Consider the following 22849-nt stretch of genomic DNA (forward strand, 5'->3'; position numbering starts at 1 on the left):
TAAAAAGAGTGTTTAAAAAGTATGCAAGCTAATTCGTTGAATTCGCGTTTTCAGCAAATTAAGTCCAATAAAATTTTCGAAATTTTTGTCATTAGCATCATTGTTTTTTCTGCACTGGTGGTCGGGGCTAAAACCTACGACATTCCACCCGCTGTCGAACAAGCGGTCGTCGTTCTGGATTGGCTGATCACAGTTATCTTTGTTATTGAGATAACCATTCGGTTTTTGGCTGAAGACCGAAAATCACGTTTTTTCCGCAGTCCGTGGAACCTCTTCGACACGTTAATTGTACTTATCAGCATTATCCCAATCGAAAATGGCGAGTTGGCGGTCATTGGCAGGTTGGTAAGAATATTCCGTGTTTTGCGGATGGTTTCAATTGTGCCAGAGCTGCGTGTTTTGATCGTGAGCCTGATGAAAGCATTACCACAGTTAGGCTATGTGATGTTGCTCATGTTCATCATCTACTACATATACGCCGCTATTGGCAGCACATTTTTTGAGGAGATTAATCCTCAGCTTTGGGGCGATGTAGCGGTAAGTATGCTAACGTTATTTCGTGTCATGACGTTTGAAGACTGGACGGACGTCATGTACGAAACCATGACCGTTTATAGTCTGAGCTGGATCTACTTCCTGTCTTTTATTTTTTTCACAGCTTTTGCCTTCCTGAATATGGTGATCGGTATTGTTGTGAGTGTGATGGAGAAGGAGCATCAGGCCCTCGCGGCTGCAAATGGTGAGGACGGCAGCTCGGAACTGGCCGCTATTCGACAGGAATTAAGCGAATTGAAAGCCTTAATAAAATCCCAGCGGGGAGATTTCTCATAGCCCACGAACTCGATAAAGCCTGCCTACTCAGCCTGAGTCAATGCATTGAGCGTCAAGTTAGAGCTTTGTGGTGGGAAGGTGTGACTCAAGTATCCGAGTTCGAGTTGTTGCAATGGCTGCGAAGGGAACATGATATCCGGTGGGACACGGACGCGACTGTTGCGTTGTTCCAGCAGCATTTTGTGATTCGTCACGGGCTCTATACCGTGCAAGCCGCGCTGCAGGAGACCGATATCCAGATGGAGATTTCTGCGGTAGGTATTCGGCTAAGCTCACGAGAATCTACAGGGCAATCGATTTCGATGGATGGATCTGCGCACGCTTTGGCGGAATTTTACCTGGATGAGCGACAGCTTTTCTGCACCGATAAAGCGCAGGTGACCGCATGGCTTGATCAATTTTGGCGGAGGTTTTCCTCACAAGATGAACTTGATGGGGCGCGCAGTATCCTAGACGTAAGCGATACAGCAAGTTGGACTGAAATTCAGAACCGCTACCGATCACTCGCTAGGCGTCATCACCCGGATTTTGGCGGCGATCAAACGCAGTTTGTCGCTGTCCGGGAAGCATACGAGCAACTTAAAAAGCACTACAGCTAGGCAGGGTCTATCCTTTAGTCGTTTAGGGCCAAATAACACAACATCTTCAGAATGAATGCGCAGCAGCCATCACCCGAGACATCTGCCAGTCCTAACGCTGAAAGCTATGGATTCCGCTTAACCACTCGCCTAACCATCGGCCTCATCATTTTGATTGCTGCCATCGTATGGGCGTCGATCAGTTTTATCTGGATTAAAGCGCGTCCGCAAATTGCTGAAATCGGCGATCAATCGCAAATGCTGTTGGGTCAGAGTGTGGCTTTGGCTCTCGATCATCAGTTTTCGCAGGTGGCAGGTATCGCCCGCTCGCTCGCCGCAATTGGCGAGAGTGCGGCAGGCGACGAGCAAGCCATATTTAACTATGTACCCACGATCCTCGATCAGATGGGGCGCGATGGGCTGGTTGCGGGTGGTGGCATCTGGCCCGAGCCATACGCGTTCAGTAAAGACAAAGTCCGCAACAGCTTTTTTTGGGGTAGAGATGCGCAGGGAAAGCTGCGCTTTTTTGACGATTACAACAATCCCGACGGTCATGGCTACCACAACGAAGAGTGGTATGTCCCGGCCAGGTTGCTGCAACCCGGGCAGGTTTATTGGTCGCGCTCCTACACAGACCCTTACTCGCTGCAACCCATGGTGACATGCACTGCACCCATTTATAGCAACGGTGAATTCATCGGTGTGGCTACAGTTGACCTCCGTTTGGACCGCGTTTCCTTGGTTCTGGACCGGCTCGTCAATACGCTGAATGCATACGCTTTTGTCGTGGATCGCAATAATAAGTTTATCGCGTATCCCTACCCGGAGCGGGTAATGACTCAGCGACTTGTGGGTGGAAAAAGCACGCCCGATTATATTTATGCTGAGGAGCTGGCTTTACTGCAGCCGTCTTTTCAGCCCTTGGCTGATACGCTGGCGGCAATTGAAAGGCGCATATTTGGGCGTTTCTCCCAGCGCACCACCGATTACATGCTGAATGTTGATCTTTTGGCCAACGCAAGTTATCAGATTGATGCCGCCGAGGCTCGACGAATAGCTGCATACATCTGGAATTTGCAACAGAACCAGGGGTTTTATCCCGAAGAGTTGGGTCGCCAGGAACTGCCGAAAGACGGGTTGTTATTCGATGACGCGGCGGCGATTGTTTACCAGCTGGCGGATACCAACTGGAAAGTTGTCACTGTATTTCGTCATACCAACCAGCTTGGCCTGACCGATGGAGTTTTTCTGCGTATGGTCTGGGGCATAGTGGCAAGCACACTGCTGCTGGGGTTGCTCGGATATGCTTATCTCCACCGGCAGCTGTTTAGGCCGCTGCGTCGTTTGCTCAACGACTTGTCTGAAGTTGTAAGCCAACCAACGCGAGGCAGGCTGGAGCTCAGTCATCGGCGTAAGGATGAACTTGGCCTGATTGCATTCTGGTTCAACCAGCGGTCGAGTCAACTTGAGGTCGCACTCACTGAGGCGGAGACGGCAAATCGAGCAAAAACGGCATTTCTCGCCAAAATGTCCCACGAGTTTCGCACCCCGCTGAACTCAATAATCGGGTTTAGCCGACGACTACAGGACAAGCTCAAGCACCAGGTTGATGAGTTTCACTACGAGGCTATTCGCAGAATTCATACTAATGGGCACCATTTATTGGCACTAGTGAACGACATCATCGATATGACCGCGATCGAATCGGGCGGTGTGAAGTTGCGTGCGCACGAGGAAAGCGTGAACGAACTACTGCAGGAAGCGGTAGCGGAGTGCCAGATCTATGCGGAGCGCAGCGATGTGCGGCTGGTAAAAAAAGAGCTAGCCGTGGATGTGCTTATTGTTTGCGATCGCAATAAAGTTGTTCAGATTTTGGTAAATTTGCTGTCTAACGCACTCAAGGCAACACGACGCGGTTCGGTGCAGTTGAGCGTGAAACAATTGCTCGAAGACAGAGAGCATATCTATTTTGAGGTTGTTGATACAGGTATTGGTATATCCGAGCAGGACCAGCAGAAGTTATTTAAAAAATTCAGCCAGTTGGAGAGTCGGATTGGCTCTGAGCGGGGAACCGGGCTCGGGCTTTTTCTGGTCAGAGAGTTTGTAAAAATGCATGGTGGAAGTGTGGACCTTACCAGCGAGCTTGGCGTTGGCACCACGTTTACTGTGAAACTTCCTGTGAAACAAACTCAGCTTCGCGAGTTGGGCGGTGGTGATTCCAGCGCGTAATGCGAGTCTGTGCAGTTTGGGTAATTTGCTGCTGTTAGCGGTGTGCTGCGGCCAGCTGGTCTATTTTTTCGATAGTATTCAAGCAAGCCCCCAGGTAGCCATGTCCAAATAGGTTCAGGTGATTGAGCAAGTGGTAGAGGTTATACAGGTGCTCGCGCTGTTCGAAACCCGCATCCAGTGGCCAAGTGGCGTTGTATTGGTGGTAAAAGCCTGAACTAAAACCGCCGAATAGCCGGCTTAGGGCGATATCTACCTCGCGGTCCCCGAAGTAAAATGCAGGGTCGAAAATAGCGGGGCTTCCGTCTTCACAAATTCCTTTATTTCCGCTCCACAGGTCACCGTGAACCGCACTGGCCATTGGTTGGTGCCCGTGTAGCAGGATTTCTGTGTTTTCTTCGAGGCGCTTAAGACCGCGCGCAATCACGTTGTATCCATTGTCAATCGCCTGGCGCAATTGTGGCTCCATACGGTGCTCAAGCCAGAAGCTATGCCAATGCTTAGCTGGCGTGTTGCTTTGGGGGCTAAGCCCGATGTAATTATTGATTTGCAGGCCGAAGGGCGTTGCTGCCGGCGGGCGAGAGGAGCAAGCGTCAGTAACAGCGTGCGAGTTAGCTGATTCGCGGTGGAGGCTAGCCAGTTGTTTGCCGAGTAGATCGTCATTTCTGCTTCCAGTCAGGTGTAAAAATGTCATCACAAAATAACGTGTACCTCCGTATTCCCCGCAGACGAGCGGCTGTGGGCATCGCAACTGATTGAAACTGGAAAGGCACGCTAAACCTGCGGCTTCTGCGTGAAACATATCGGGCTCGCCGGCAGAACTGTGTTTAACGAAGAAACTCCCACGGTCCGTTTCGAGCCGAAAGCTCTCATTAATGTCGCCGCCTCCGACAGCGTTGTACCCCACAAGCGTGAGGTCCTGTTCTAACCTGTTGCAGAGTGACGTTTTGATATCTTGCCAGAGTTTTGCTGTCATAGGTTGGTAGCGTGTCGTTGCGGGTTATCTTGTCATTGTATAATTGTGGGTTTAGCCATCAAGGTTTAGGGAATGTTAGGAAAAATAATTGCAGGGTTAATAGGGTTTCTTACCTTAGGTCCATTTGGGGCGATTTTGGGCGTGCTGATAGGCCATTTTTTCGACCACGGAAGGCAGCAGTTTGCTCGACGGTTTGATCCTGAGCAGCGGGCTAAAGTTGAAACGGCGTTTTTTAATGCAGTTTTTCCGCTTTTAGGACATCTGGCTAAGGCCGACGGACGGGTCTCAGAAGAAGAGGTCAGTGGCACCGAGCAGCTTATGGCAAAAATGGGACTTGGTGTTGAGGCGCGCAAAAAAGCGATTGCGTTGTTCCAGCAAGGCGCTCAGTCTGATTTTAATCCGCACGCTCTGCTCGACGATTTTAATCTTGTTTGCGGCAAGTACCCGGACCTCAAACAAATGATTCTGGTCTACTTGATTTCACTCGCTTACGCGGATAATCATCTTCATGAGCAGGAGGAAAAAGTGCTGGCTGACATTGCCAGTACACTCGGCTACTCATCATTTGCGTTTAACCATTTGCTCGGCATGGTGAAAGCGCAGGCGCATTTCTATCGCAATCAACAGGGGCGACAGTCGCCACCGCAGCCGCGCGAAGACGAGTTGATACTCGCGTACCGTGCACTCGGTGTAGATGCTTCGATAAGTGATGCGCAGCTGAAAAGTGCTTACCGAAAACTCATGAGCGAATATCACCCAGACAAGCTTGCCGGGCGGGGTGTGCCAGAAGATATGCTAAAAGTCGCCACTGAGCGAGCGCAAGAAATTCAAGCAGCATACGATTTGATCAAGAAGCATCGCCGAGGTTAAGCAGTTAGGCATTCTGCGGTTGGTGATAAACAGACAAGCACTTGGCGCTATGGGAAGCGGTTTGCGGGCTGACTTTCTCGAGGAGTGGTTTTCACCTGTTTGGCGATTTTTCTTAACTCTAAGCGCGCAGCCGCCAGTAAATCTGGCGGCTGCTATGCTCTAAAAATAATACCGCCAGGGTGATGCACACGGCCAGGAAGGCTCGTGGACAGGAATATGTAAATGCGTGCTTCAATACATGCGTCGATGGATCTGGTCCAGAAAACTCGTCTAGCGATTCAACTCAAAACTAGCTGGCTGACCAAGTGCGCTGGGTTACTTGGTATTGGGGCGAAGCGCCCCAAGCTATGGCCGCTTTGGGGATGCTGGCTGGTGATATTAGCGTTGTCGTTGTCTTGTAAAGTGTACTCATGGTCTTACAGTGGCCACGCGGTAATCCTGGGGAGTGCTTTGTCCCAGTTAGACCCCACTGCACGCAAGGAAGCTTTTACCCAAATTGAATATCTATATAACAGAGCTAGTGGCAATAGCCGTTTCCTGCCTAAATCCTGTCTTTCGCAAAAGTCCTTGTGCTTTTTTGCTTCTTGGCCGGACCGTGAACGTGATAAAACCCTTGGTGAATTGTATCGAATGGTGGGCGCAGAGGTGCCGGCCGTATTGAAGGGGTTAACTTCAAGTGAAATCGCTAGTTGGCATTTTACGAATCAGGTATTCAATCTCAACGATAGAAAGTTCTCCGCAGCCTGTGAGCTTAGGGATCGCGGTCAATTATACGATGTACTGCCTCAACTCGAATCGGCGCTGATTAGGGAGTTATCAATTGCCCAGCGTGCTGTCACCTTAGCACTTTGGACGCATCTTCTGGCGGATGCCCACCAGCCACTCCATAACTTAACTGGTTCACTGGAAGGTTGTGCTCACGATTTTGGCGGTAACGGTCTATGTGTTGTCAAGCGGCGAAACAAATGTGAGCGCTCGTTGCACCAGCTCTGGGACTCCGGAGCAGGCCTGTTCGATAAACCTGATATGATTTCACCCTTAGGCGTAGCAGATGCTCGCTCGCCAACGGCGGTCGATTATCGTGTGATACAAAATGAATCCTTAGCTTTGGCGAGTGAAGTTTATGCGCCCAATCTGGAGCTTAGCTCGAATGCTTACATTACAACCGTACGGCGGTTATCGCGCATAAGGGCGCAGCAGGCAGCTCAGCGAATAGCGCTATTGCTCAAAGAGCTGACCGGGAATAAAACGTAAGTGTTGCGCATGTTAACTATCTTCTGCGCGGCAGTTTGTTGTTTGGTTTATCGAATAGGATAGCTCTAAGCCATGCGGTAATCTTGGGCAAGCCCTGAAAAATGCCAGTGGCGATGTTGCAAAAATGCGATCCGCGATTTAACGAGCTCGATTAAGTAAAATTAACACGTGAAAAACGAGCCAAGATATATTGGTTTTCGCTGGGAGGTTATCTAAGAACTTGAAAGTTAAGAACTTGAAAGAATAAGAAAATATTGCCGAGCTGCTTTGAAAGTAAGTCTAGAAATACCAACAACCCTGAAGTGGACCTTATCCAATTGAGGAAAGGAAACAGGAAAGCAAAACAGCCTGCCCGTAAGGAGCAATCGAACACCCTGATTGGTTCAGGCTGGTGTGCGGATATTGGGTCGTCCTTCTACAATAGCGCAGAAGGAGCAAACGGAAGTTATGCTGGCTCTACGTTCTCAGCCTGTGGGCCTTTTTGGCCTGTACCTTCAGTGAAGGTGACTGCCTGGCCTTCTTTCAGAGTTTTGAATCCGCTACCAATAATGTTGCTGAAATGAACGAACAAATCAGCTCCTCCTTCTCGGCTGATAAATCCATAGCCTTTGCTTTCATTGAACCATTTAACTGTTCCGTTGAGTTTGTCTGACATTGTCTTGCTTTAACCTTTCTTAAATGCTGCTTAAATACGCCGAGCTCTCCCTCACTGAAGCCAAATTTGGGGAATTTGGCAACCGGTGTGCCCGTCATGCTGATGGGTAATTGAAAACAACGTGTCAGTGGTTATGTCGTAACAGGCCAGTCGAAACATAGGTAGTACGCCGCGATGGCTGAAAGAACAATCCCTTGAGGTTTGGCTGGGCAGCAAAACCCTACGTGGCTCTCGAACTCCCGATTTCGATTCTAGGCCGCTTCTATGACGAAAACAATACAATTTTGAATTGTATTCTCGAGAACTTTGCGCCTTAGTCTACCGAATAGGGCGTTTTAGGAAGAAATTCTGCCAAATCGTTGAGTGCGGACTCATACACTTTGTTGACATTGGGTTTGAGCCCAACTTCCATTCTTCGCGATAACATGGTGATTGGAAAAAGACAGTGGCTTGTTTCTTTAATGCATACGGCCTGGGTGGGGCCAAGCTCGTCCTCGTACACAACCCACTGAAACTTGTCGTTCTCGTGTACGAAAACGTCACCCAGGACTGCGCCCAAAGCCTGCAGGTCCTGAGTTTCGTTATTCTTAATAATGTCTTCGTTGATAATTCGCTGCAGCAATGCCAAATCTCGCTTGTTCCCTTGAATTTTTTGGCCAAAATGCGTGCCAACGATGTCGTTTACCGAATTTCTCTGCCGTTCAAGGAATTTTTCGTTGAGCCAGTTCAGTGGTCGTATTTCTGGTCCATCCTGGTGTTGAGCCAGGACTTTGCTGGCGATATCTTCGTCGTTAAGCGCAAACACAGGGGAGGCGGCGCCCACAAAAAGAGAGATAAAGAGTAGGGTCTTTTTCATTTTCTTTAACCTTAAAATTGCAACCGTCACGATGCGGATTAATCTATGTATACATATTTGCACTGTGCGGATATACCAAAATCATAGTCGATGATGGCAGAATTTTACTTGAATGGCTGGCAATATATGTTGTTTGCGCGTTTATTGGCTCCGGCAAGCATTCGTTTGGCTTATATTGACTATGGCTGTAACAGATGTATCCAGTGCTGGCATTAATTTTTTCTGTGTTACAACTGGCGGCCGGGTTCAGATCGCTTGAACCTCACACTTTAGGGCACACTGCTTATCTTAAAGCGTATTTTACTTAGTATTTTACTTAACAAGTCCTGTGTCCTGCTCGCATCAAGTGGTTTAAGACGTATACAGTGCACCTCAGCCTGTTAGAGGAAATAGATCCGTTACATGATTTATTCAATTGTTGATGAGCAACCAGGTTTTCTGCTCATTCATAAATACCCGGGGGCGGTGGTGCACGGCACTGCGGATTCTGGGGAAATCACCCTGACACAATCCCTGCGACACGATTTTAGTTGCAAGTCTCTGTTCCCCTGCCACAGGTTGGATCGCACCACGTCCGGTTTGCTGGTGGTTGCTAAGGGTGAGGCCGCAAATAAATATTTTTCTACGCTGTTTGAAAAACGTGCGATCGACAAGTGTTATCTGGCGTTGAGCGCAAAAAAGCCAGCCAAAAAGCAGGGTGCGGTTAGGGGCGATATGGTGAAAGCCCGCAACGGCAGTTGGATGCTCACCCGTTCGCTTAACGCACCCGCGCACACGCAGTTTTTTAGTAAAGGCGGCGTCGAGGGCAAACGCTTGTTTGTTTTGCGTCCGATCACAGGAAAAACGCATCAATTGCGGGTTGCGATGAAATCTCTGGGCGCACCGATACTGGGAGACGAGCGCTATGGCGGTGGCGACGCGGACCGCTGCTATTTACACGCGTTTGCTCTGCAATTTTCAGTAGATGGCAACGAATACAGTTACGTGTGCCCACCTGAGCACGGCGACCTTTTTTGCTCACAAAACTTCAAGAGTGCGCTCGACGACTTGCAAAGCCCTTTCGAGTTGCCCTGGCCAGCCGCCAAGAATGGCCAGTAATCAAACGTGACGAGTTACCCTACAAATGCCGTGGCGTGGCTGCTAGTTATTATTGTTGTTTCGCTGATCGCTGCCTGTGACGGGCATTCCCGCTCTGGAGATGTGGCCGAGGAGGCTAGCCCTGCTCTGCGTGAGCGCCAGTGCGAGCTGTCATCTAGTGCGCTCCCCGCTGGTGTAACGCTGAAGTGTTTTTGGTGGCGAACCGCGGTTAACGGTGAGTTTCGTCTTCCTGTTGCTGTACTCTCGACAGGGGCTGCGCCCAGAACAGCGTTATTGCATATTGCGGGAGGGCCTGGCGATGGAGCGCAAACAGATGCGGATAATCTGCGCGTATGGGCCGATTGGCTTGCAACGGCAAAACCTGCCGCTGATTTGATACTTTACAGCCCGCGGGGTACGCGCGGCTCATCGGGCGAATGGCTGTGCGATGCTTACGAACGCTTTTCGCTAGAAACCTTGAGCCGATCAGTAACGGCGGCCGAGGAGGCTGCGGCATCACTACCTATTTTGCAGCGTTGTTTTGATGCATATGCCGAACGCAAAGCGAAATCAAATGGCCTTCTGCCCAGCCAGTTTTACGCTGCCTTCTCATCGCGCGCCCAGGCAGCCGACGCGCTTGGTCTGCTGGAGGATCTCGGGTATTTACGCTGGCACTTATGGGGTGTTTCTTACGGTACCCGTGTTGCTTTGTTGGCTGCAGAGCAAGCACAAAACGCCAAGCGCGCGGAATTGCAATCGTTGATTCTTGATTCGGTTTATCCACCAGGGCAGGGCGCTTTGGCGCAATGGCCGATGTTGCTGGAACGCGCCTGGCGGTATCACGAGCAAAACTCACCGGGGTTTGGCAATGTATGGCAGCGGCTTTACCAGCGGTTAACACGTGTGGAGATGCAACTAGATCTACGGCTGGATAACTGGAATTATAATCTGGACCCTTGCCCAAGTCCCCTGCAGCACTGTATGCAGCATCAAAAACACATCTCGATGCGCTTAACCGCCGATCGCTTACTGGCACTCAGTTATTTTGTTCTCTATGACCGCTCTCTTTTGCCCAGCTTTTACGAAGGACTGAAACTACTGGATGATAATTTAGGTGAAGCGGCAGTGCTGGATAATCCCCCTCTCATCCTCGTTCTCGAAGCTTTTGTGGCTTCCACTTTTGCAGAAAGTTTTTCCAGCCTAGTGTTCTACGCTACAGAATGTATCGACAATGGCCACGACTCGGCGGCTGATATCGTTGCTGCGCAACAGCAATTCCCTCAATGGGCACAAGAGCTTGAACTAGCCTACAGCAGCGATGTTTGCGCGCTTTCGGTTTTTGCAAATCCGGATGTACTTAACGCGCAGAATATAAGGCTAAATCTCCCCTTGTTGGTTTTTGCTGGCGAACGAGACCCTGTGACGCCGGTAATCTGGGCTCGTGATCTTGCGCAATCGCAACCGCAGGTTACCCTGGTTGAGGCTTCAGGAGTCGGCCACAGTGTTTTGTCGTCCGGTTATTGTGGTGTAAATGCCATTGCTCGGTGGATCTTCGGGGAAAAAGAGGTTTGTCGGCATGGCAATTAAGCACACAGAAATAAAAAATGGCGTGCGCTACGAAGTTCGAACTGCGGGCGCGAGCGTGCGCCTTTACACAAACGGTGTGTTTCACAGCCAGTGGAACCCGAATAATCCACTGATCGGCAGCCTGTGGGATCTTTTTTTATTGCCCGTCTTTTTGCTTTCGCCTGGAACTGATTGTTCAGAGTTAAAATCCCGGCTGGCGCGGGCGTTGGTTCTGGGTGTCGGCGGGGGAGCTGCACTTAACCAGCTGCTTGCGCTGCATCCCGAATGTATTATCGATGGTGTCGACCTGGATAGAGTACATTTGCGTCTGGCTAAGCGCTATTTCGGGTTGGGCCGCGCGGGGGTAAACCTCGTCTGCCAGGATGCGGAACTTTGGCTGAAATCCGCTGCGTCCGAACCTTATGATTATGTGCTGGAAGATCTGTTTCGCGAGAGCGACAGCCAGCCTGGAGAGGCCGTGCGTTGTTTTGAATGCGATGCAATGTGGCTGGAGCAATTATTTTCCAGGTTGCGCGATCATGGTTTACTCGTCATTAATTTCGAAAGTGTGGCGCAACTTAATGCCGCGTGCCGAATCTTAAGGAAAGCGTGCCTGGCTGAATCTGCATATGCGTTTACCAAAAACGGCTACCACAATGCGATTGGTGTATTTTGCAAAATGCCAATAGATCACAAAGTAAACGAGCGCGAGATACTTAAGTGGGCAGCCGCCTGCGGTATGATAAGCGCACGCTATTCGCAAAGAATTAGGGATTTTTCCGTACGCCGTATACGGTTATAGTTTTGTGTGTAAAAATTCAGCACTGGGCCATCGCCTTTTTTTCACTGGCTACGTTGGTTGTAAAGTCGCCAGCTCCGGCAATTTGACATCGATAATTCGTTGTAATCGGGCAAGATTTTTTAATCTTATGGGGATGATATGAAAAGACGAGTTTTTATTGCATTAATATTTATGGCAACACTCTTCGGAACTCAAGTTATGGCAGAACAAAACGCAAAAACCCAGTATTGGATTGACGTTCGCTCCGCAGATGAATACGCCGGTGGTCATTACAGCGCTGCGGTAAATATTCCACATACTGAGATCGCCGCGCGTATTGGTGAGGTTACGGATGATAAGAACGCAGATATTCACGTGTATTGCCGCAGTGGTCGCCGCTCTGGCATAGCCAAAGAAACGCTGGAAAAAATGGGTTACACCCAGGTGACCAACGAAGGTGGTTACTCCGATGTTTTGAAAAAAATGAAGTAAGAGCGCTAGCTAAACCGGATTACTTTAAATTTTTTGTTATTGGCCAGGGTTTCCTGATGCGAAAAATATTGTGCACCTGCTCGCTCCAGGCCAATGAACACGTTCACGACAAAGAGGGCGGTACCGCCTGGTTTGAGTAACCGGGCGGCGTTGGCGACAAATCGGTTCGTAAGCGATGACTCTACCCCAAAACCCTGATGGAACGGTGGATTACACACTACTAAATCTGCCTTGCGCTCAATGCTGCTGCCGCAATCGGCAGCGACAACGCTGAAATTCTGCGCACCGTTTTCGGTGAGTGTTGCGTTGCAGGCCAGCACTGCTGCGGCGTTGTTGTCGGTCGCTATAATCTGTTGCCAGCCTGCTTTCAGTAGGCCGACACCTAAATAGCCGTAGCCGCACCCCAAATCCAGTGCGGTGCCATTTATGGCTACAGGCTCGTCCATAATCGAACGCTGCAGCAACTCGCTGCCTTCGTCTATTTTATTCCACCCGTATACGCCGGGCTTGCTCAAATAGGCAGCGGCGACGTCGCTGTTGATAAGGCGTAGGTGTGTGTACTGTTTGTCATCCAGTGGCGCAGGTTCGCGGCTATTGCGTGTGAGCGTCGCTATATAAAGGTTGCCTTGCTTTTCTATTGCTCCGTCGAACCCCAGTTGTTTAACCGCTTTTTCAACATAGCCTTTTATGCCGTCGTTTTTTTCGCCGCACAACAACAGCATTCCACCTGAATCCAAACGCGATGCGCTCTGGTTTAAAACCCGGTTGGTAACGGCTCGCTCTTTGGACACGCGATAGCAGATCGCCGCGGGCATGTATTCGGCGATCTCCTTAAAATTAAAGTCTGAGAACACCGTTGCTGCGCGGCCTAAGTGCGGAGAAGAATTTGCCACGTCGAAGCGATTGGTCATCACCAGATCGGTGCTGGTGAGCGACAAGCTGCCAGCGTCTTCTGTGCGAAAATTTTCATCCAGAATCCAGAGGCGGTGAGAGTAGTGTATAGCCTGCTTGGCCAGAAGAGTGTATGGCGTCATCTATGCGTTAGTCAGTAGGCGGATTTCGTCAGAGGTCAGTGCTCGCATGTCGCCCGGCAGGAGATCGGTCTCTAGCGCTAGTGCGCCAATTTGAAAACGATGCAGGCGCAGTACTTTGTTGCCCGTGGACGCAAACATTCGTTTAACCTGGTGATAAATACCCTGCTCGATGTACAGGTTAGCCGTGTTGGCAGAGAGCAACTCAAGCTCAGCGGGCAGCGTAGGGCGCTTTTCGCCGTGCAGCAGAACGCCCTCTGCGAACGCGCTTTTGGTTTCAGCAGCAATGGGGGCTGCGCACTCCACATAGTACGCTTTGCGACACTTCTGGCGAGGCGAGGTAATCCGATGATTCCATTGGCCATCGCTGGTGATCAGGACCAGGCCGGTTGTATCTAAGTCCAGCCTGCCTGCGATCTGTAAGCGGGCAATATCCGCATTTGAATATCGAGCGCTAAATCCAGGAAGGTCGAACACCGTGGGGTGCTCCGCGTCTGTATTAGCGCACACGTAGCCCGCAGGTTTGTGAAGCATCAAATACACGTCACTGCGGGCCTGAAGCGGCGCATCGTCCAGGGTAACTTCGTCGTCAGATTTTAACGCGGCCGAGGGTGCGAGCGCAGTTTGTCCATTCACACGAATGCGCTTGGCTTTAAGCAAGCCGCGCACCTGTGAGCGGCTGTAACTCGTATTATCTGCGACAAACTTGTCCAGCCGCATAACAACTTAGGCCAGCTTTTTCTCGCCGGAATCGACACTTTGGTAGATGAGTGTGTTGATCGTCATAGGGCCAACGCCGCCCGGAACCGGCGTCAGGGCCGAGGCTTTGTCGGCAAGTGGCCCAAGCTCTATATCGCCAACGCCACCCGGGTGGTAGCCCGCATCCACCACAACGGCGCCGGGTTTAATCCAGTCCGCTTTTATGAATTCGGGAATGCCAACCGCGCCAACAACAATATCCGCAGTCGCGATATGGGATTGAAGGTCTTTTGTGCGGGAGTGGCAAATAGTTACCGTCGCGTTCGCATTTAACAACATCAATGCCATGGGTTTACCCAGAATAGGACTGCGGCCAACAACCACGGCGTGTTTGCCTTCCAGTGGAATTTCGTAAGCCTCCAGCAGGCGCATAATGCCTTTCGGTGTGGCGCAGCCATACGCTTCTTCGCCCATAGCCATGCGGCCAAAACCTAGGCAGGTAACACCGTCCACGTCTTTGCTTAAATCGATAGCATCAAAGCATGCGCGTTCGTCGATCTGACTCGGTACCGGGTGTTGCAGGAGAATGCCGTGAACGTCCGGGTTGTTATTCAATTCGGCAATTTTGGCCAACAGCTCATCCGTGGTGGTGGTTTCTGGCAGCTCCACCTTCATAGAATCCATACCAATACGTGTGCAGGCATTTCCTTTCATACGCACATAGGTTGCAGAGGCCGGATCACCGCCCACGAGAATTGTGGCCAGAATGGGGGTGCGACCGGTTTTGCTTTTCAACGCCGCAACCCGCTCGGAAAGCTCGGCCTCGGTTTTTTGCGCCAGCGCTTTACCATCTAATATTAGTGCAGACATGGGATGTTCCTGTATTGAGCGAATTCGAGGTCGCGCATTTTCCCACAGGTTCGGGTTTAGACCAAATAGCAAGCAATGAAAAAAGTTAGAAAAATTATCAACTTGGCGTTGACGACCGTAGGGCGCCTCTGTATTATGCACGCCTCTCGAGACATGGCTCCACAGCCTGAGTCGTCGGAGTGTAGCGCAGCCTGGTAGCGCGTCTGCTTTGGGAGCAGAATGTCGGGGGTTCGAATCCCTCCACTCCGACCAATCGAGCCTGCTTATACGCCGTAAAGTTTACGCATGTTATGTCAAAAATTGCTTACACTTTAGGGTGTAGCATATTGAACAGTGTCGACAATCCGGTTTGTATTGCGCCCGTAGCTCAGTTGGATAGAGCATCCGCCTTCTAAGCGGACGGTCGCAGGTTCGAATCCTGCCGGGCGCGCCATCGTTTCAAGCCTTCTATGGTGACTGTAGCTCAGTTGGTAGAGCCCTGGATTGTGATTCCAGTCGTCGTGGGTTCAAGTCCCATCAGTCACCCCATTTATACAAGCACTTACAATACCTTCCTGTTTGCCTAGTCAGCTTTCCTGAACATCTAGCCAGCCGTTGCGCACTGTAGTTGATATTCTCTGCGGTAAGTGTCGATGAACAAAAATTTAAACTTCCGAAATGCTCAAAAAAGCCTGGGGTTAGAAAGCTTGGGAAGGTTGAAACTAGAACGTGCCGTCAGTTAGTGTAATTAGGTATGACGCCCGAGAATAAAAGTAAACACAATTGAGTTTTGCAAACCCTTCGGGGGAATTATTTAATGCCCCTGATGAATTTATCTCACGTTTTAAATTTTACCAGTTGTTGCGACACGGTTGAAATTTGCGTCAGGAGTTCAGTGAGGGTTTGTTTTACCAGGACACCTTGCTGGTGGGTATCGTCACTATGTTGTTTGATATTGTGCATGCTGGCGCTGACGTCGTGAATGGCATGGTCTTGTTCTGATGAGGCTTTTGCAACCTCCATGTTAAGTTGATTCATCAAATTTATTTGTTGTGATATTGATTTCATCATCTGCAACGCCAGCAGGTTTTTCTCGGCAACTTCGTCACTTTCGGAATTGACTTGATTCATTAATGTTACGGTGCGGCTTAACCCGCTGCTTAACATATTGATATTCTGTTCTATGTCTACGGTGGAGGACTGTGTGCGTGAGGCCAGGTTTCGAACTTCATCTGCAACGACCGCAAAGCCTCGGCCTGACTCTCCGGCGCGGGCAGCTTCGATAGCCGCATTGAGCGCAAGTAAGTTCGTTTGGTCAGCGATGCTGCGAATCACCTCTAACATTTGTACGATGCCCTGGCTATCTGCTTGAACCTGTTGGATCTGGCTGCTGGCCTGTTCGACGACTTTATGGACTTGCTGGATGGATTCATGGGCTTTTTGTACCGCAGCCACGCCGGAATGAATGGCCTGATCTGAGTCTTTCGCGTTTAAGCTGGCCGATTCAGCATGGCGAGCCAGTTCGTTCAAAACCCTGGTCATTTGCTCGATGGTGACCGCGACCTGGGTCGTCTCTTTGAGTTGCAAATTACCCCCATCAACCACAGTTTTTATTGCCGCGTGAATAGTTTCGCTGTTGTCCCCGAGCAGTTGGTTGCTATGCTGAATCTTTTGAATGAGTTGCTGGATATTGGCGACAAAGGTATTAAAAGACTGAGATATTTCGTCAAATTCATTGTTGTGATTACTACCGAGCCGTACCGTTAGGTCGGCATCCCCCCTGGTGAGTTCAGCCAGGTTTCTATTCACCTCATCGAGGGGTTTCAAAATTGCCCTGCGGGCAAACCAGCTGACTGTAATACAAATCAGGATGCCGAAAGCCAGGCCGGCGCTGTTCAGAAAAAGCGACCACCGCTCTAGTCGCTCTTTGACAGCAAATTGCTTCTCGAAGGTACTATCGCCTTCCTCCTCCAGTTCACTCAAAAAAGTCTGTAATAGTTGGCTTTCTCTGACAAAAGCATCAATTTTTAGTGTGTCGGTGGGGTCAGCTAATAACTCGACTTTTGCTTGGTCGAAACGCTGTTTGATTTTCCGCAGCTTCGCAGTCGATTGTTGGCTGATCAAGCTTGCTGCTGACATTCGATCTATTGATTCGTCAGCAATTTCGGCGGCGGTTTCCAGCATAGCCAGATGCGAGCTGCGTTCCTCCGGATGTAGATTCAGCATCTGGAGGGCGATGATTTGCTGCTGCAAGCCAATGGTTCCCTCCATCGCACCATCGGCGGTGGACCAGGCAGGTCCGGTGATAAAGTCTAGCAAGTCCGTGAACTCGCTGGTCAGGCGAACGGAGGATGTAACAAGAACGACTACCAGGCTTAGAACAGCGCCGGAAATCAACGAAACACTGTGTTTTATTCGCATTGCGCCGCCCTGTATGTAGGGGAATCAGATAAACATTAGTCGATGTCGGAGCTAAAACAAGCCCCTCGGGCTCAGCAACCCATTTGACACTCATCTCGCGCGTTCCTATACCTAAAGCACATTCTTTGCTGGGCATCTCACTGATGAAAACATCACTGGTGCTGGCCACACTCGCAGGGGTGACCAGCAGCTTTGCGTTTGCTGACGATTTTGATTATAGCTTCAATCTCGTCACTGACAGCTCGGTTGCATCCCATTCAAGGCAGGATGACAACAGCGCGCACAGGATGCTGGTCACTGCAGAATGGCAATGGCAAGCAAGCGACCGCTGGTTGTTGGCGGGTGATCTAAAAGCGTTTCGGGGCGAAAACGGTGAAGGATTGACGCAAAATCTTCAGGGTATATCCAACATCGATGCTGAGAAATTCAGCAAAATATATGAAGCCTATGCGCAGTACCAGTTTAACCCCGAGACCCGGATAAAATGTGGCCAGGTTGACGCGAATCTTGAGTTCGCCTATGTGCCGGTTGCCGAAACTTTTATCTCTCCGCCGCTTGGCATTACGCCCACAGTTATTGCCTTGCCCACCTATTATGATCCAGCAATGTCATGCAGTATTTTTTACGAACCGGCGCAGGGGCTTCAATGGGCTGGCGGCATTTTTGCCGGGCGCGATAATCTGGATTTTGCTGAGCAGTTTTATGTGTTTGAGGGCCGTTATATTTCGATCAGCAGCCGCTTGTCATACGGTTTTTGGCACCATAATGGAGACTGGGAGTTGGTCGATAAAAGTCAATTCGAAGCTATCTCTGGCTGGTACGTAAACTACCAGCGCCAGATTAATCAGGACTGGGCAATGTTCGCGGTCTGGTCAGCTCTGGAAGATGAAGTTGATGACATTCGACAGCATCATATGCTGGGCTTTGTTCGGGAGTTCGGCCGACATCAATTCGGCATGATGTTCAGTGAAGTGACCCAAAAACATTTGCACAATGACAACTTGATCGAACTCTATTGGCAACATGCCTTACCCGCTGAAATTTCATTGCAGCCAGTGCTGCAATGGGTGGACCACGCAGAGGAAGGGGTGGACAACCAATTTGTATTGAGCTTACGCGTGAATTGGAACTTTTGAGCAAAGTTGCGATTTGCGCTCACATTGAGAATAAAGTGTGCCTGGACCTTGAAGACAGGACCGCCTCCGAGTAAACGGCCTGGGGCCCCGAAAACCGACAGCAGTAATTCCAATCAAAAACTAATGTTCCCTATAAGACGACCTGCCACCCCTATCATCGCTGATCGATCCTTTAAACCTCGCCCGCTTAATCTCGAGGCCTGGAATACGCAAAATACTCAGCGTTGGAATGTTTGGCTTTTTCATTAAGGTGGTTTTCAAAAAATGAGTATAAATTTCAGTACCCTTATTTCGGGTAAAGAGCTAAAGAATAGCGGGCGAAAAAGGCGACTATTCTCGGCGCTCGGCTGACTTTTAGAGGATTACCGTTTGCTGTTTTTTTGTGTCTTTGCATCAGCCAGTTTTGATTGTTGCTGTTTTGCCATCAATGGTTGCCACCAGGGTTTGGTGTGGGTTAGTGATTCGAGCGTATGTGCTTCGCCAAAAACTGGTGTACAAAGGGGGACTGGTTGTGAGCCCGGTTGGCGCTTGGCGAGTTGAAATATTCGTTCCATCGGTTCGTACCACGGGTGGAACGCGAGATCGAAGGTGCCGTTGTGGATGGGCATCATACGCAAGCCTCTCACATCCCGGTATGCTTGCAGGCTTTGCTCTGGTGTCATGTGAACATCGGGCCAGTCGCTATCGTAGGCCCCGGTTTCTATGAAGGCTAAATCGAATGGGCCGTACTTTTCACCCACGTTGGCAAACCCTGCAAAATAGCCGGAATCGCCACTGAAATATAAGCGCTCTCGCCCTGTTTCGATAACCCATGCTCCCCAAAGTGTTTTGTCTGCATCTGAGAGCCCGCGGCCTGAAAAATGGCGAGTCGGCGTAAAGGCGATAAATCCATCCTGTATTTTTTCTTCTTGCCACCAATTGAAGCAGGATATTTTCCCTGGTTCGCCCCCCCATTTAATTAGCGTTTGGTCAACGCCAACAGGTACATAAAAGCGGCCGACCCTGTTTGCTAACGCCCGGATTGTGGTCTTGTCCAGGTGGTCATAATGGTTGTGTGATATCAGTACCCGATCAATAAATGGCAGTGTCTTAAGGTCGATTGGTGTGGGGTGGAAGCGCTTCGGCCCCATAAAGGCGAACGGGGATGCGCGTTCTCCGAATACGGGGTCTATTAGCCATATCTCCCCGTACACCTTGAGCAGTAACGAAGAGTGACCAAGCTTTATTATAAACAGCTGGTCTTCGGGTAGTTGTTCGAGCTGGTTGGCTGTAAGGGGAACAACGGGTATTTGGCTGCTCGGTTCTGTATTGATTCGTTTTTCTGTCAGGAAGCGGAGAAATATCTGCAGGGTTTTCTTGATCGTGCGGCCAGATACAGGCTCGCTGTTTAGGAATTTGCCTTTGCTTTGCCTTTGCTTGATTTTTTGGATTGCTGGATCTTCCACGCAGTTTTACTCCGGTACATCGTTGCTGATGGAATGTGTATAGGAACATTTGATTAACCTAGTGCCTTCTGTAAGCCCCGTAGCACCCACGGGCACAAATTATCGCCGCTCGTCACGCAGAGAAATTACTAAGTTGATCAGAGCTTCCGATGCATGGTATGCGTTAGGCTGTGAGGTAAAAGTCAACCAGCTCGCCTTACGGCGATCTGGAGACTTTGAAGGGCTGTCTTGGGACTTGCGGGTATCGTTAAGGTAAGCGAGCCAAGTCTTATGTCTTTCTGCGCTGGTCTCGCTGTGATCCGCTAGATAATGCGTGAATACTTTGGCTTGGCTTTAGCATTTAACTGGTCGCGTGCACTGGCCGATAGATATTTGTCGAATGCCATACATATCCTGCGTATGAGTAATCGGCCGGACTCGTTCACGTCAATAGAGTTATCACCTATGCTCAGTAATCCGTCGGCTTCCAGTGATCTTAAGGATGCCAGTTCAGCTGCAAAGTACTTGCTAAACGCAATGGGGTATTGGGATTCTATTTTGCTAAAGGGTAGTTCGAAGTGGCATATCAATTCCCGAATAACAGTTTGACGAATTTTATCGTCTTCGCTTAGCGCGATACCTCTCCACAGTGGAAGTTCGTCTTCCCCTAAACTCGCATAGTACGCGTCTATAGTCTTGTGGTTTTGGAAAAAGGTATCACCAAACGCCGATATTGATGAAACACCAAAAGAAAACATTTCGCAATTCCCATGGGTGGCGTACCCCTGAAAATTTCTGTGCAGGTTTTTTGCCTGTTGAGCTTTTGCGAGCTCATCCTCTGGCAGGGCGAAATGGTCCATTCCTACATACACATAGCCTGCCTGAAGAAGCGTATCGATACTTTGGCGAAGAATGGTTAGCTTTTCCTGTGGCTCGGGCAGTTGAGATGAGTCTATTTGCTTCTGAGTTTTGAACAGATCTGGCAAATGCGCATAGTTAAATACGGATAGACGGTCGGGTTTTAGCGCTAGGACCCGTTCCAAGGTTTTTGCGAAGCTGGCTGATGTTTGTAGCGGGAGTCCATAAATAAGGTCTAAGCTGATGGATTTAAAGTCCAGCGCGCGCGCTGCTTGTACGAGCGCTAAAACTTCCTCTTCGCTGTTGAAACGATTAACCGCCACTTGCACATTTTCGTCGAAATCTTGAACGCCCATGCTTAAACGGTTGAAGCCAAGCGCTCGCAGTTTGGTCAAGCGCTCAGGGCTAACCCCTTTGGGGTGGATTTCGATTGAGTATTCACCACTGTCGTTGCCAAGCAGGTTAAACGCAGATCGAGTATGGGCCATCAAATCGTGCATCTGTTCGTCTGTGAGGTAGGTCGGTGTTCCGCCACCCCAATGAAGTTGATCTACTGGCCGACTTCTGTCGATGTATATGGCCTGCATGTCGATTTCTTTCTTTAGCGCTTCTACATAGGGGATCGCAAGCTTCTTGTTCGCAGTGATGATTTTGTTGCAAGCGCAGTAATAACAGACGGTATCGCAAAATGGGATATGAAAATACAATGACAGTGGGGCGCTCGCGCTGTTGCTTTTTTCTGCGGCTCTAAGCCACTCATTGCGACCGAACGACTCATCGAATTGGGGTGCTGTAGGGTAGGAGGTGTATCTTGGTCCCGCGAGGTCGTGTTTACGAATGAGCTCATCGTTCCAGAGGTTACTGTATTTCTGATCGTTCATTGGTCTCTTTTCTAGCTGCCTTAATGGGGATCTATGCTGAAGGGCATAGATCACGGTCTCGGGGTTACGTCGCGGACACCGGCCATAATGCCGTCCATTTCTTCATGGTCATCAGATATAATGCCGGTTACGTTGCGTGGATTTTACACGTGTTCCCTCACTGATGGGGCGCGCAATCCCGCCCTTATGACACAAAACAATGAGCCCCCAAAGCACATGACACAGTCTACCGAAGCTGCTGTAACTATGTTTGAAGGTATGCGTCGACTCGTTTCCGGCGTGTGCGTTGTCACCGCGGTTGATGAGCAGGGTGAACGCTATGCGATGACTGCCACCTCCGTCACTTCTGTTTCCGGCGAGCCGCCGTCGCTGCTGGTATGTGTAAATCAGCAAGCTCGGCTGCATTCGGCCGTAAGTCACACCGATTTCTTCTGCATCAATGTGTTGGCCCCACAGCATGAACAGGTATCCATCAATTGTGCATCCCCGGAAATGGCGAGTAGTCGGTTTACCGAAGGTGCCTGGATGAATCATTCTGACAGCGGAGTACCTTACCTGTCAGACGCGCAATCGGTCTTCTTTTGCCGCAAGTCCCAGTCTATGGTTTATGGTACTCACACGATATTCGTGGGGGAAGTGGAGCAAACCTTGGTTGCCCCGGGTGAACCACGTGCTCTGGCCTACATAAACGGGGCCTACCGCCACCTGTAGCATTGCGCTTGATGCTGGCGAGGAACGGTTAACGCTGAGCTTGTTCAAGTGAACACGCTAGGTTAATCTCGGCAGCCTTGCTTCTGCGGAAATTAAAGTCGAAAAGGTCGCATTGGGCGTTTTACGAGCAAGTTCTGGCCAAATGTAGAATAAATGTTTGACATGGAACTCAACATAGCTACAATGCGCTCCTCGTTGCGGCCCGGTAGTTCAGTTGGTTAGAATGCCGGCCTGTCACGCCGGAGGTCGAGGGTTCAAGTCCCTTCCGGGTCGCCACATACAAAAAAGCCCCGCTCGTAAGAGCGGGGCTTTTTTGTATGTGCTATTTTTGTAGGGCTGCTCAATGCGCAGGGTGCACTAAATTGCCTAGGCAATTTTACGACCTTTAGTCGCGCCTTCCCGTAACAGAAAAGATGAGCGCCACAAGCGCGAGTCAACTCCCTTCCGTCCATACGCAATATCCGGTCTAGATCACTCGCAAGAGAGCGGGGCTTTTTGTATGTGCTATTTGCAGGGCTGACTAAATACGTAGGGTTCACTAAACTACCAACGCAGCTTTGTGACTCTCAGTCCGCGTTGACTGATAGACGAAAATCACCCTTGAGAAGTTCGAGCAGCGATTCTCTGTTTACTGTGCGATATGAGCTGGGTTTGCACTATCGGTTTATTGGTTGGAT

20 protein-coding genes and 4 tRNA genes are annotated in these 22849 nt (G+C 49.9%); 15 read left to right on the forward strand and 9 right to left on the reverse strand.

What is annotated here, in order from left to right; translation table 11 throughout:
* The first annotated feature begins 21 nt into the window (after positions 1–21).
* From TERTU_RS08495 to TERTU_RS08505, 3 genes are read left to right on the forward strand one after another with little or no spacing between them, the layout of a single operon-like run.
* Positions 22–831: an ion transporter gene (locus TERTU_RS08495; RefSeq protein WP_015819660.1), complete on the forward strand. Its 810-nt coding sequence runs from the start codon at positions 22–24 to the stop codon at positions 829–831.
* 44 nt (positions 832–875) lie between these two features.
* The gene (locus tag TERTU_RS08500; RefSeq protein WP_266352090.1) at positions 876–1430 is read left to right on the forward strand and encodes a DNA-J related domain-containing protein; all 555 of its coding nucleotides are present in this window, start codon (positions 876–878) and stop codon (positions 1428–1430) included.
* Positions 1431–1481: 51 nt separating this feature from the next.
* Positions 1482–3638 (forward strand): sensor histidine kinase, encoded by a 2157-nt coding sequence (locus tag TERTU_RS08505; protein WP_015817806.1) that lies wholly within the window; start codon positions 1482–1484, stop codon positions 3636–3638.
* 34 nt (positions 3639–3672) lie between these two features.
* Here TERTU_RS08505 and TERTU_RS08510 read toward each other — a convergent pair whose 3' ends face one another.
* Positions 3673–4611 (reverse strand): fructosamine kinase family protein, encoded by a 939-nt coding sequence (locus TERTU_RS08510; protein WP_015816908.1) that lies wholly within the window; start codon positions 4609–4611, stop codon positions 3673–3675.
* A 72-nt stretch (positions 4612–4683) separates the two neighbouring features.
* Here TERTU_RS08510 and djlA point away from each other — a divergent pair, with 72 nt between their 5' ends.
* Both djlA and TERTU_RS08520 read left to right on the forward strand, forming a co-directional pair.
* Positions 4684–5481 (forward strand): co-chaperone DjlA, encoded by a 798-nt coding sequence (gene djlA / locus TERTU_RS08515; RefSeq protein ID WP_015818419.1) that lies wholly within the window; start codon positions 4684–4686, stop codon positions 5479–5481.
* Positions 5482–5703: 222 nt separating this feature from the next.
* Complete coding sequence (locus TERTU_RS08520) at positions 5704–6735, forward strand: S1/P1 nuclease (RefSeq protein WP_015820338.1); 1032 nt, start codon at positions 5704–5706, stop codon at positions 6733–6735.
* A 445-nt stretch (positions 6736–7180) separates the two neighbouring features.
* Here TERTU_RS08520 and TERTU_RS08525 read toward each other — a convergent pair whose 3' ends face one another.
* Together TERTU_RS08525 and TERTU_RS08530 are read right to left on the reverse strand one after the other, a co-directional pair.
* Positions 7181–7390, reverse strand: coding sequence for a cold-shock protein (locus TERTU_RS08525; RefSeq protein ID WP_015820878.1), 210 nt, complete (start codon positions 7388–7390; stop codon positions 7181–7183).
* A 313-nt stretch (positions 7391–7703) separates the two neighbouring features.
* A complete protein-coding gene (locus tag TERTU_RS08530) occupies positions 7704–8246 on the reverse strand; it encodes a DUF3806 domain-containing protein (RefSeq protein ID WP_015820347.1) in 543 nt (180 codons plus the stop codon).
* A 402-nt stretch (positions 8247–8648) separates the two neighbouring features.
* Between TERTU_RS08530 and TERTU_RS08535 the strand changes: the two genes are divergently transcribed.
* From TERTU_RS08535 to TERTU_RS08550, 4 genes are all read left to right on the forward strand, one after another.
* Entirely contained in the window at positions 8649–9344 is a 696-nt protein-coding gene (locus TERTU_RS08535; protein WP_015816902.1) for a pseudouridine synthase, read from the forward strand.
* Positions 9345–9374: 30 nt separating this feature from the next.
* Positions 9375–10910 carry an alpha/beta hydrolase gene (locus TERTU_RS08540; RefSeq protein WP_041590144.1) on the forward strand — a complete coding sequence of 512 codons (1536 nt, stop codon included), beginning with the start codon at positions 9375–9377 and terminating at the stop codon, positions 10908–10910.
* Entirely contained in the window at positions 10900–11691 is a 792-nt protein-coding gene (locus tag TERTU_RS08545; RefSeq protein ID WP_015817068.1) for a spermidine synthase, read from the forward strand. The genes TERTU_RS08540 and TERTU_RS08545 overlap by 11 nt, the downstream gene beginning before the upstream one ends.
* 138 nt (positions 11692–11829) lie before the next feature.
* Positions 11830–12162 (forward strand): rhodanese-like domain-containing protein, encoded by a 333-nt coding sequence (locus TERTU_RS08550; protein WP_041590145.1) that lies wholly within the window; start codon positions 11830–11832, stop codon positions 12160–12162.
* A 5-nt stretch (positions 12163–12167) separates the two neighbouring features.
* On the opposite strand, the gene TERTU_RS08555 is transcribed toward TERTU_RS08550, so the two are convergent.
* Genes TERTU_RS08555 through folD form a run of 3 tightly spaced genes read right to left on the reverse strand, consistent with a single transcriptional unit; the run spans position 12168 to position 14762 of the window.
* Positions 12168–13196, reverse strand: coding sequence for a class I SAM-dependent methyltransferase (locus tag TERTU_RS08555; RefSeq protein WP_015820414.1), 1029 nt, complete (start codon positions 13194–13196; stop codon positions 12168–12170).
* On the reverse strand, positions 13197–13913 hold the full coding sequence (locus tag TERTU_RS08560) for a pseudouridine synthase (protein WP_015817313.1): 717 nt from the start codon (positions 13911–13913) through the stop codon (positions 13197–13199).
* 6 nt (positions 13914–13919) lie between these two features.
* The gene (gene folD, locus TERTU_RS08565; RefSeq protein ID WP_015820473.1) at positions 13920–14762 is read right to left on the reverse strand and encodes a bifunctional methylenetetrahydrofolate dehydrogenase/methenyltetrahydrofolate cyclohydrolase FolD; all 843 of its coding nucleotides are present in this window, start codon (positions 14760–14762) and stop codon (positions 13920–13922) included.
* Positions 14763–14937: 175 nt separating this feature from the next.
* Between folD and TERTU_RS08570 the strand changes: the two genes are divergently transcribed.
* The 3 genes from TERTU_RS08570 (at position 14938) to TERTU_RS08580 (ending at position 15290) form a co-directional block, all read left to right on the forward strand.
* Positions 14938–15014, forward strand: a tRNA-Pro gene (locus TERTU_RS08570).
* 104 nt (positions 15015–15118) lie between these two features.
* A tRNA-Arg gene (locus tag TERTU_RS08575) sits at positions 15119–15195 on the forward strand.
* Between the two features lie 19 nt (positions 15196–15214).
* Positions 15215–15290, forward strand: a tRNA-His gene (locus tag TERTU_RS08580).
* 288 nt (positions 15291–15578) lie between these two features.
* On the opposite strand, the gene TERTU_RS08585 is transcribed toward TERTU_RS08580, so the two are convergent.
* Positions 15579–17162 carry a methyl-accepting chemotaxis protein gene (locus TERTU_RS08585; RefSeq protein WP_015819565.1) on the reverse strand — a complete coding sequence of 528 codons (1584 nt, stop codon included), beginning with the start codon at positions 17160–17162 and terminating at the stop codon, positions 15579–15581.
* A 143-nt stretch (positions 17163–17305) separates the two neighbouring features.
* On the opposite strand from TERTU_RS08585, the gene TERTU_RS08590 reads away from it, so the two are divergent.
* Positions 17306–18298, forward strand: coding sequence for a carbohydrate porin (locus TERTU_RS08590; protein ID WP_015819645.1), 993 nt, complete (start codon positions 17306–17308; stop codon positions 18296–18298).
* A gap of 362 nt (positions 18299–18660) precedes the next feature.
* On the opposite strand, the gene TERTU_RS08595 is transcribed toward TERTU_RS08590, so the two are convergent.
* A complete protein-coding gene (locus TERTU_RS08595; protein ID WP_015817712.1) occupies positions 18661–19743 on the reverse strand; it encodes an MBL fold metallo-hydrolase in 1083 nt (360 codons plus the stop codon).
* Positions 19744–20045: 302 nt separating this feature from the next.
* Positions 20046–21461 carry an oxygen-independent coproporphyrinogen III oxidase gene (gene hemN, locus TERTU_RS08600; RefSeq protein WP_015817085.1) on the reverse strand — a complete coding sequence of 472 codons (1416 nt, stop codon included), beginning with the start codon at positions 21459–21461 and terminating at the stop codon, positions 20046–20048.
* 216 nt (positions 21462–21677) lie between these two features.
* Here hemN and TERTU_RS08605 point away from each other — a divergent pair, with 216 nt between their 5' ends.
* Together TERTU_RS08605 and TERTU_RS08610 are read left to right on the forward strand one after the other, a co-directional pair.
* The gene (locus TERTU_RS08605) at positions 21678–22172 is read left to right on the forward strand and encodes a flavin reductase family protein (RefSeq protein WP_015817986.1); all 495 of its coding nucleotides are present in this window, start codon (positions 21678–21680) and stop codon (positions 22170–22172) included.
* Positions 22173–22371: 199 nt separating this feature from the next.
* A tRNA-Asp gene (locus TERTU_RS08610) sits at positions 22372–22448 on the forward strand.
* Positions 22449–22849 lie beyond the last annotated feature (401 nt).

The organism is Teredinibacter turnerae T7901, assembly GCF_000023025.1.
Taxonomy (GTDB): domain Bacteria; phylum Pseudomonadota; class Gammaproteobacteria; order Pseudomonadales; family Cellvibrionaceae; genus Teredinibacter; species Teredinibacter turnerae_B.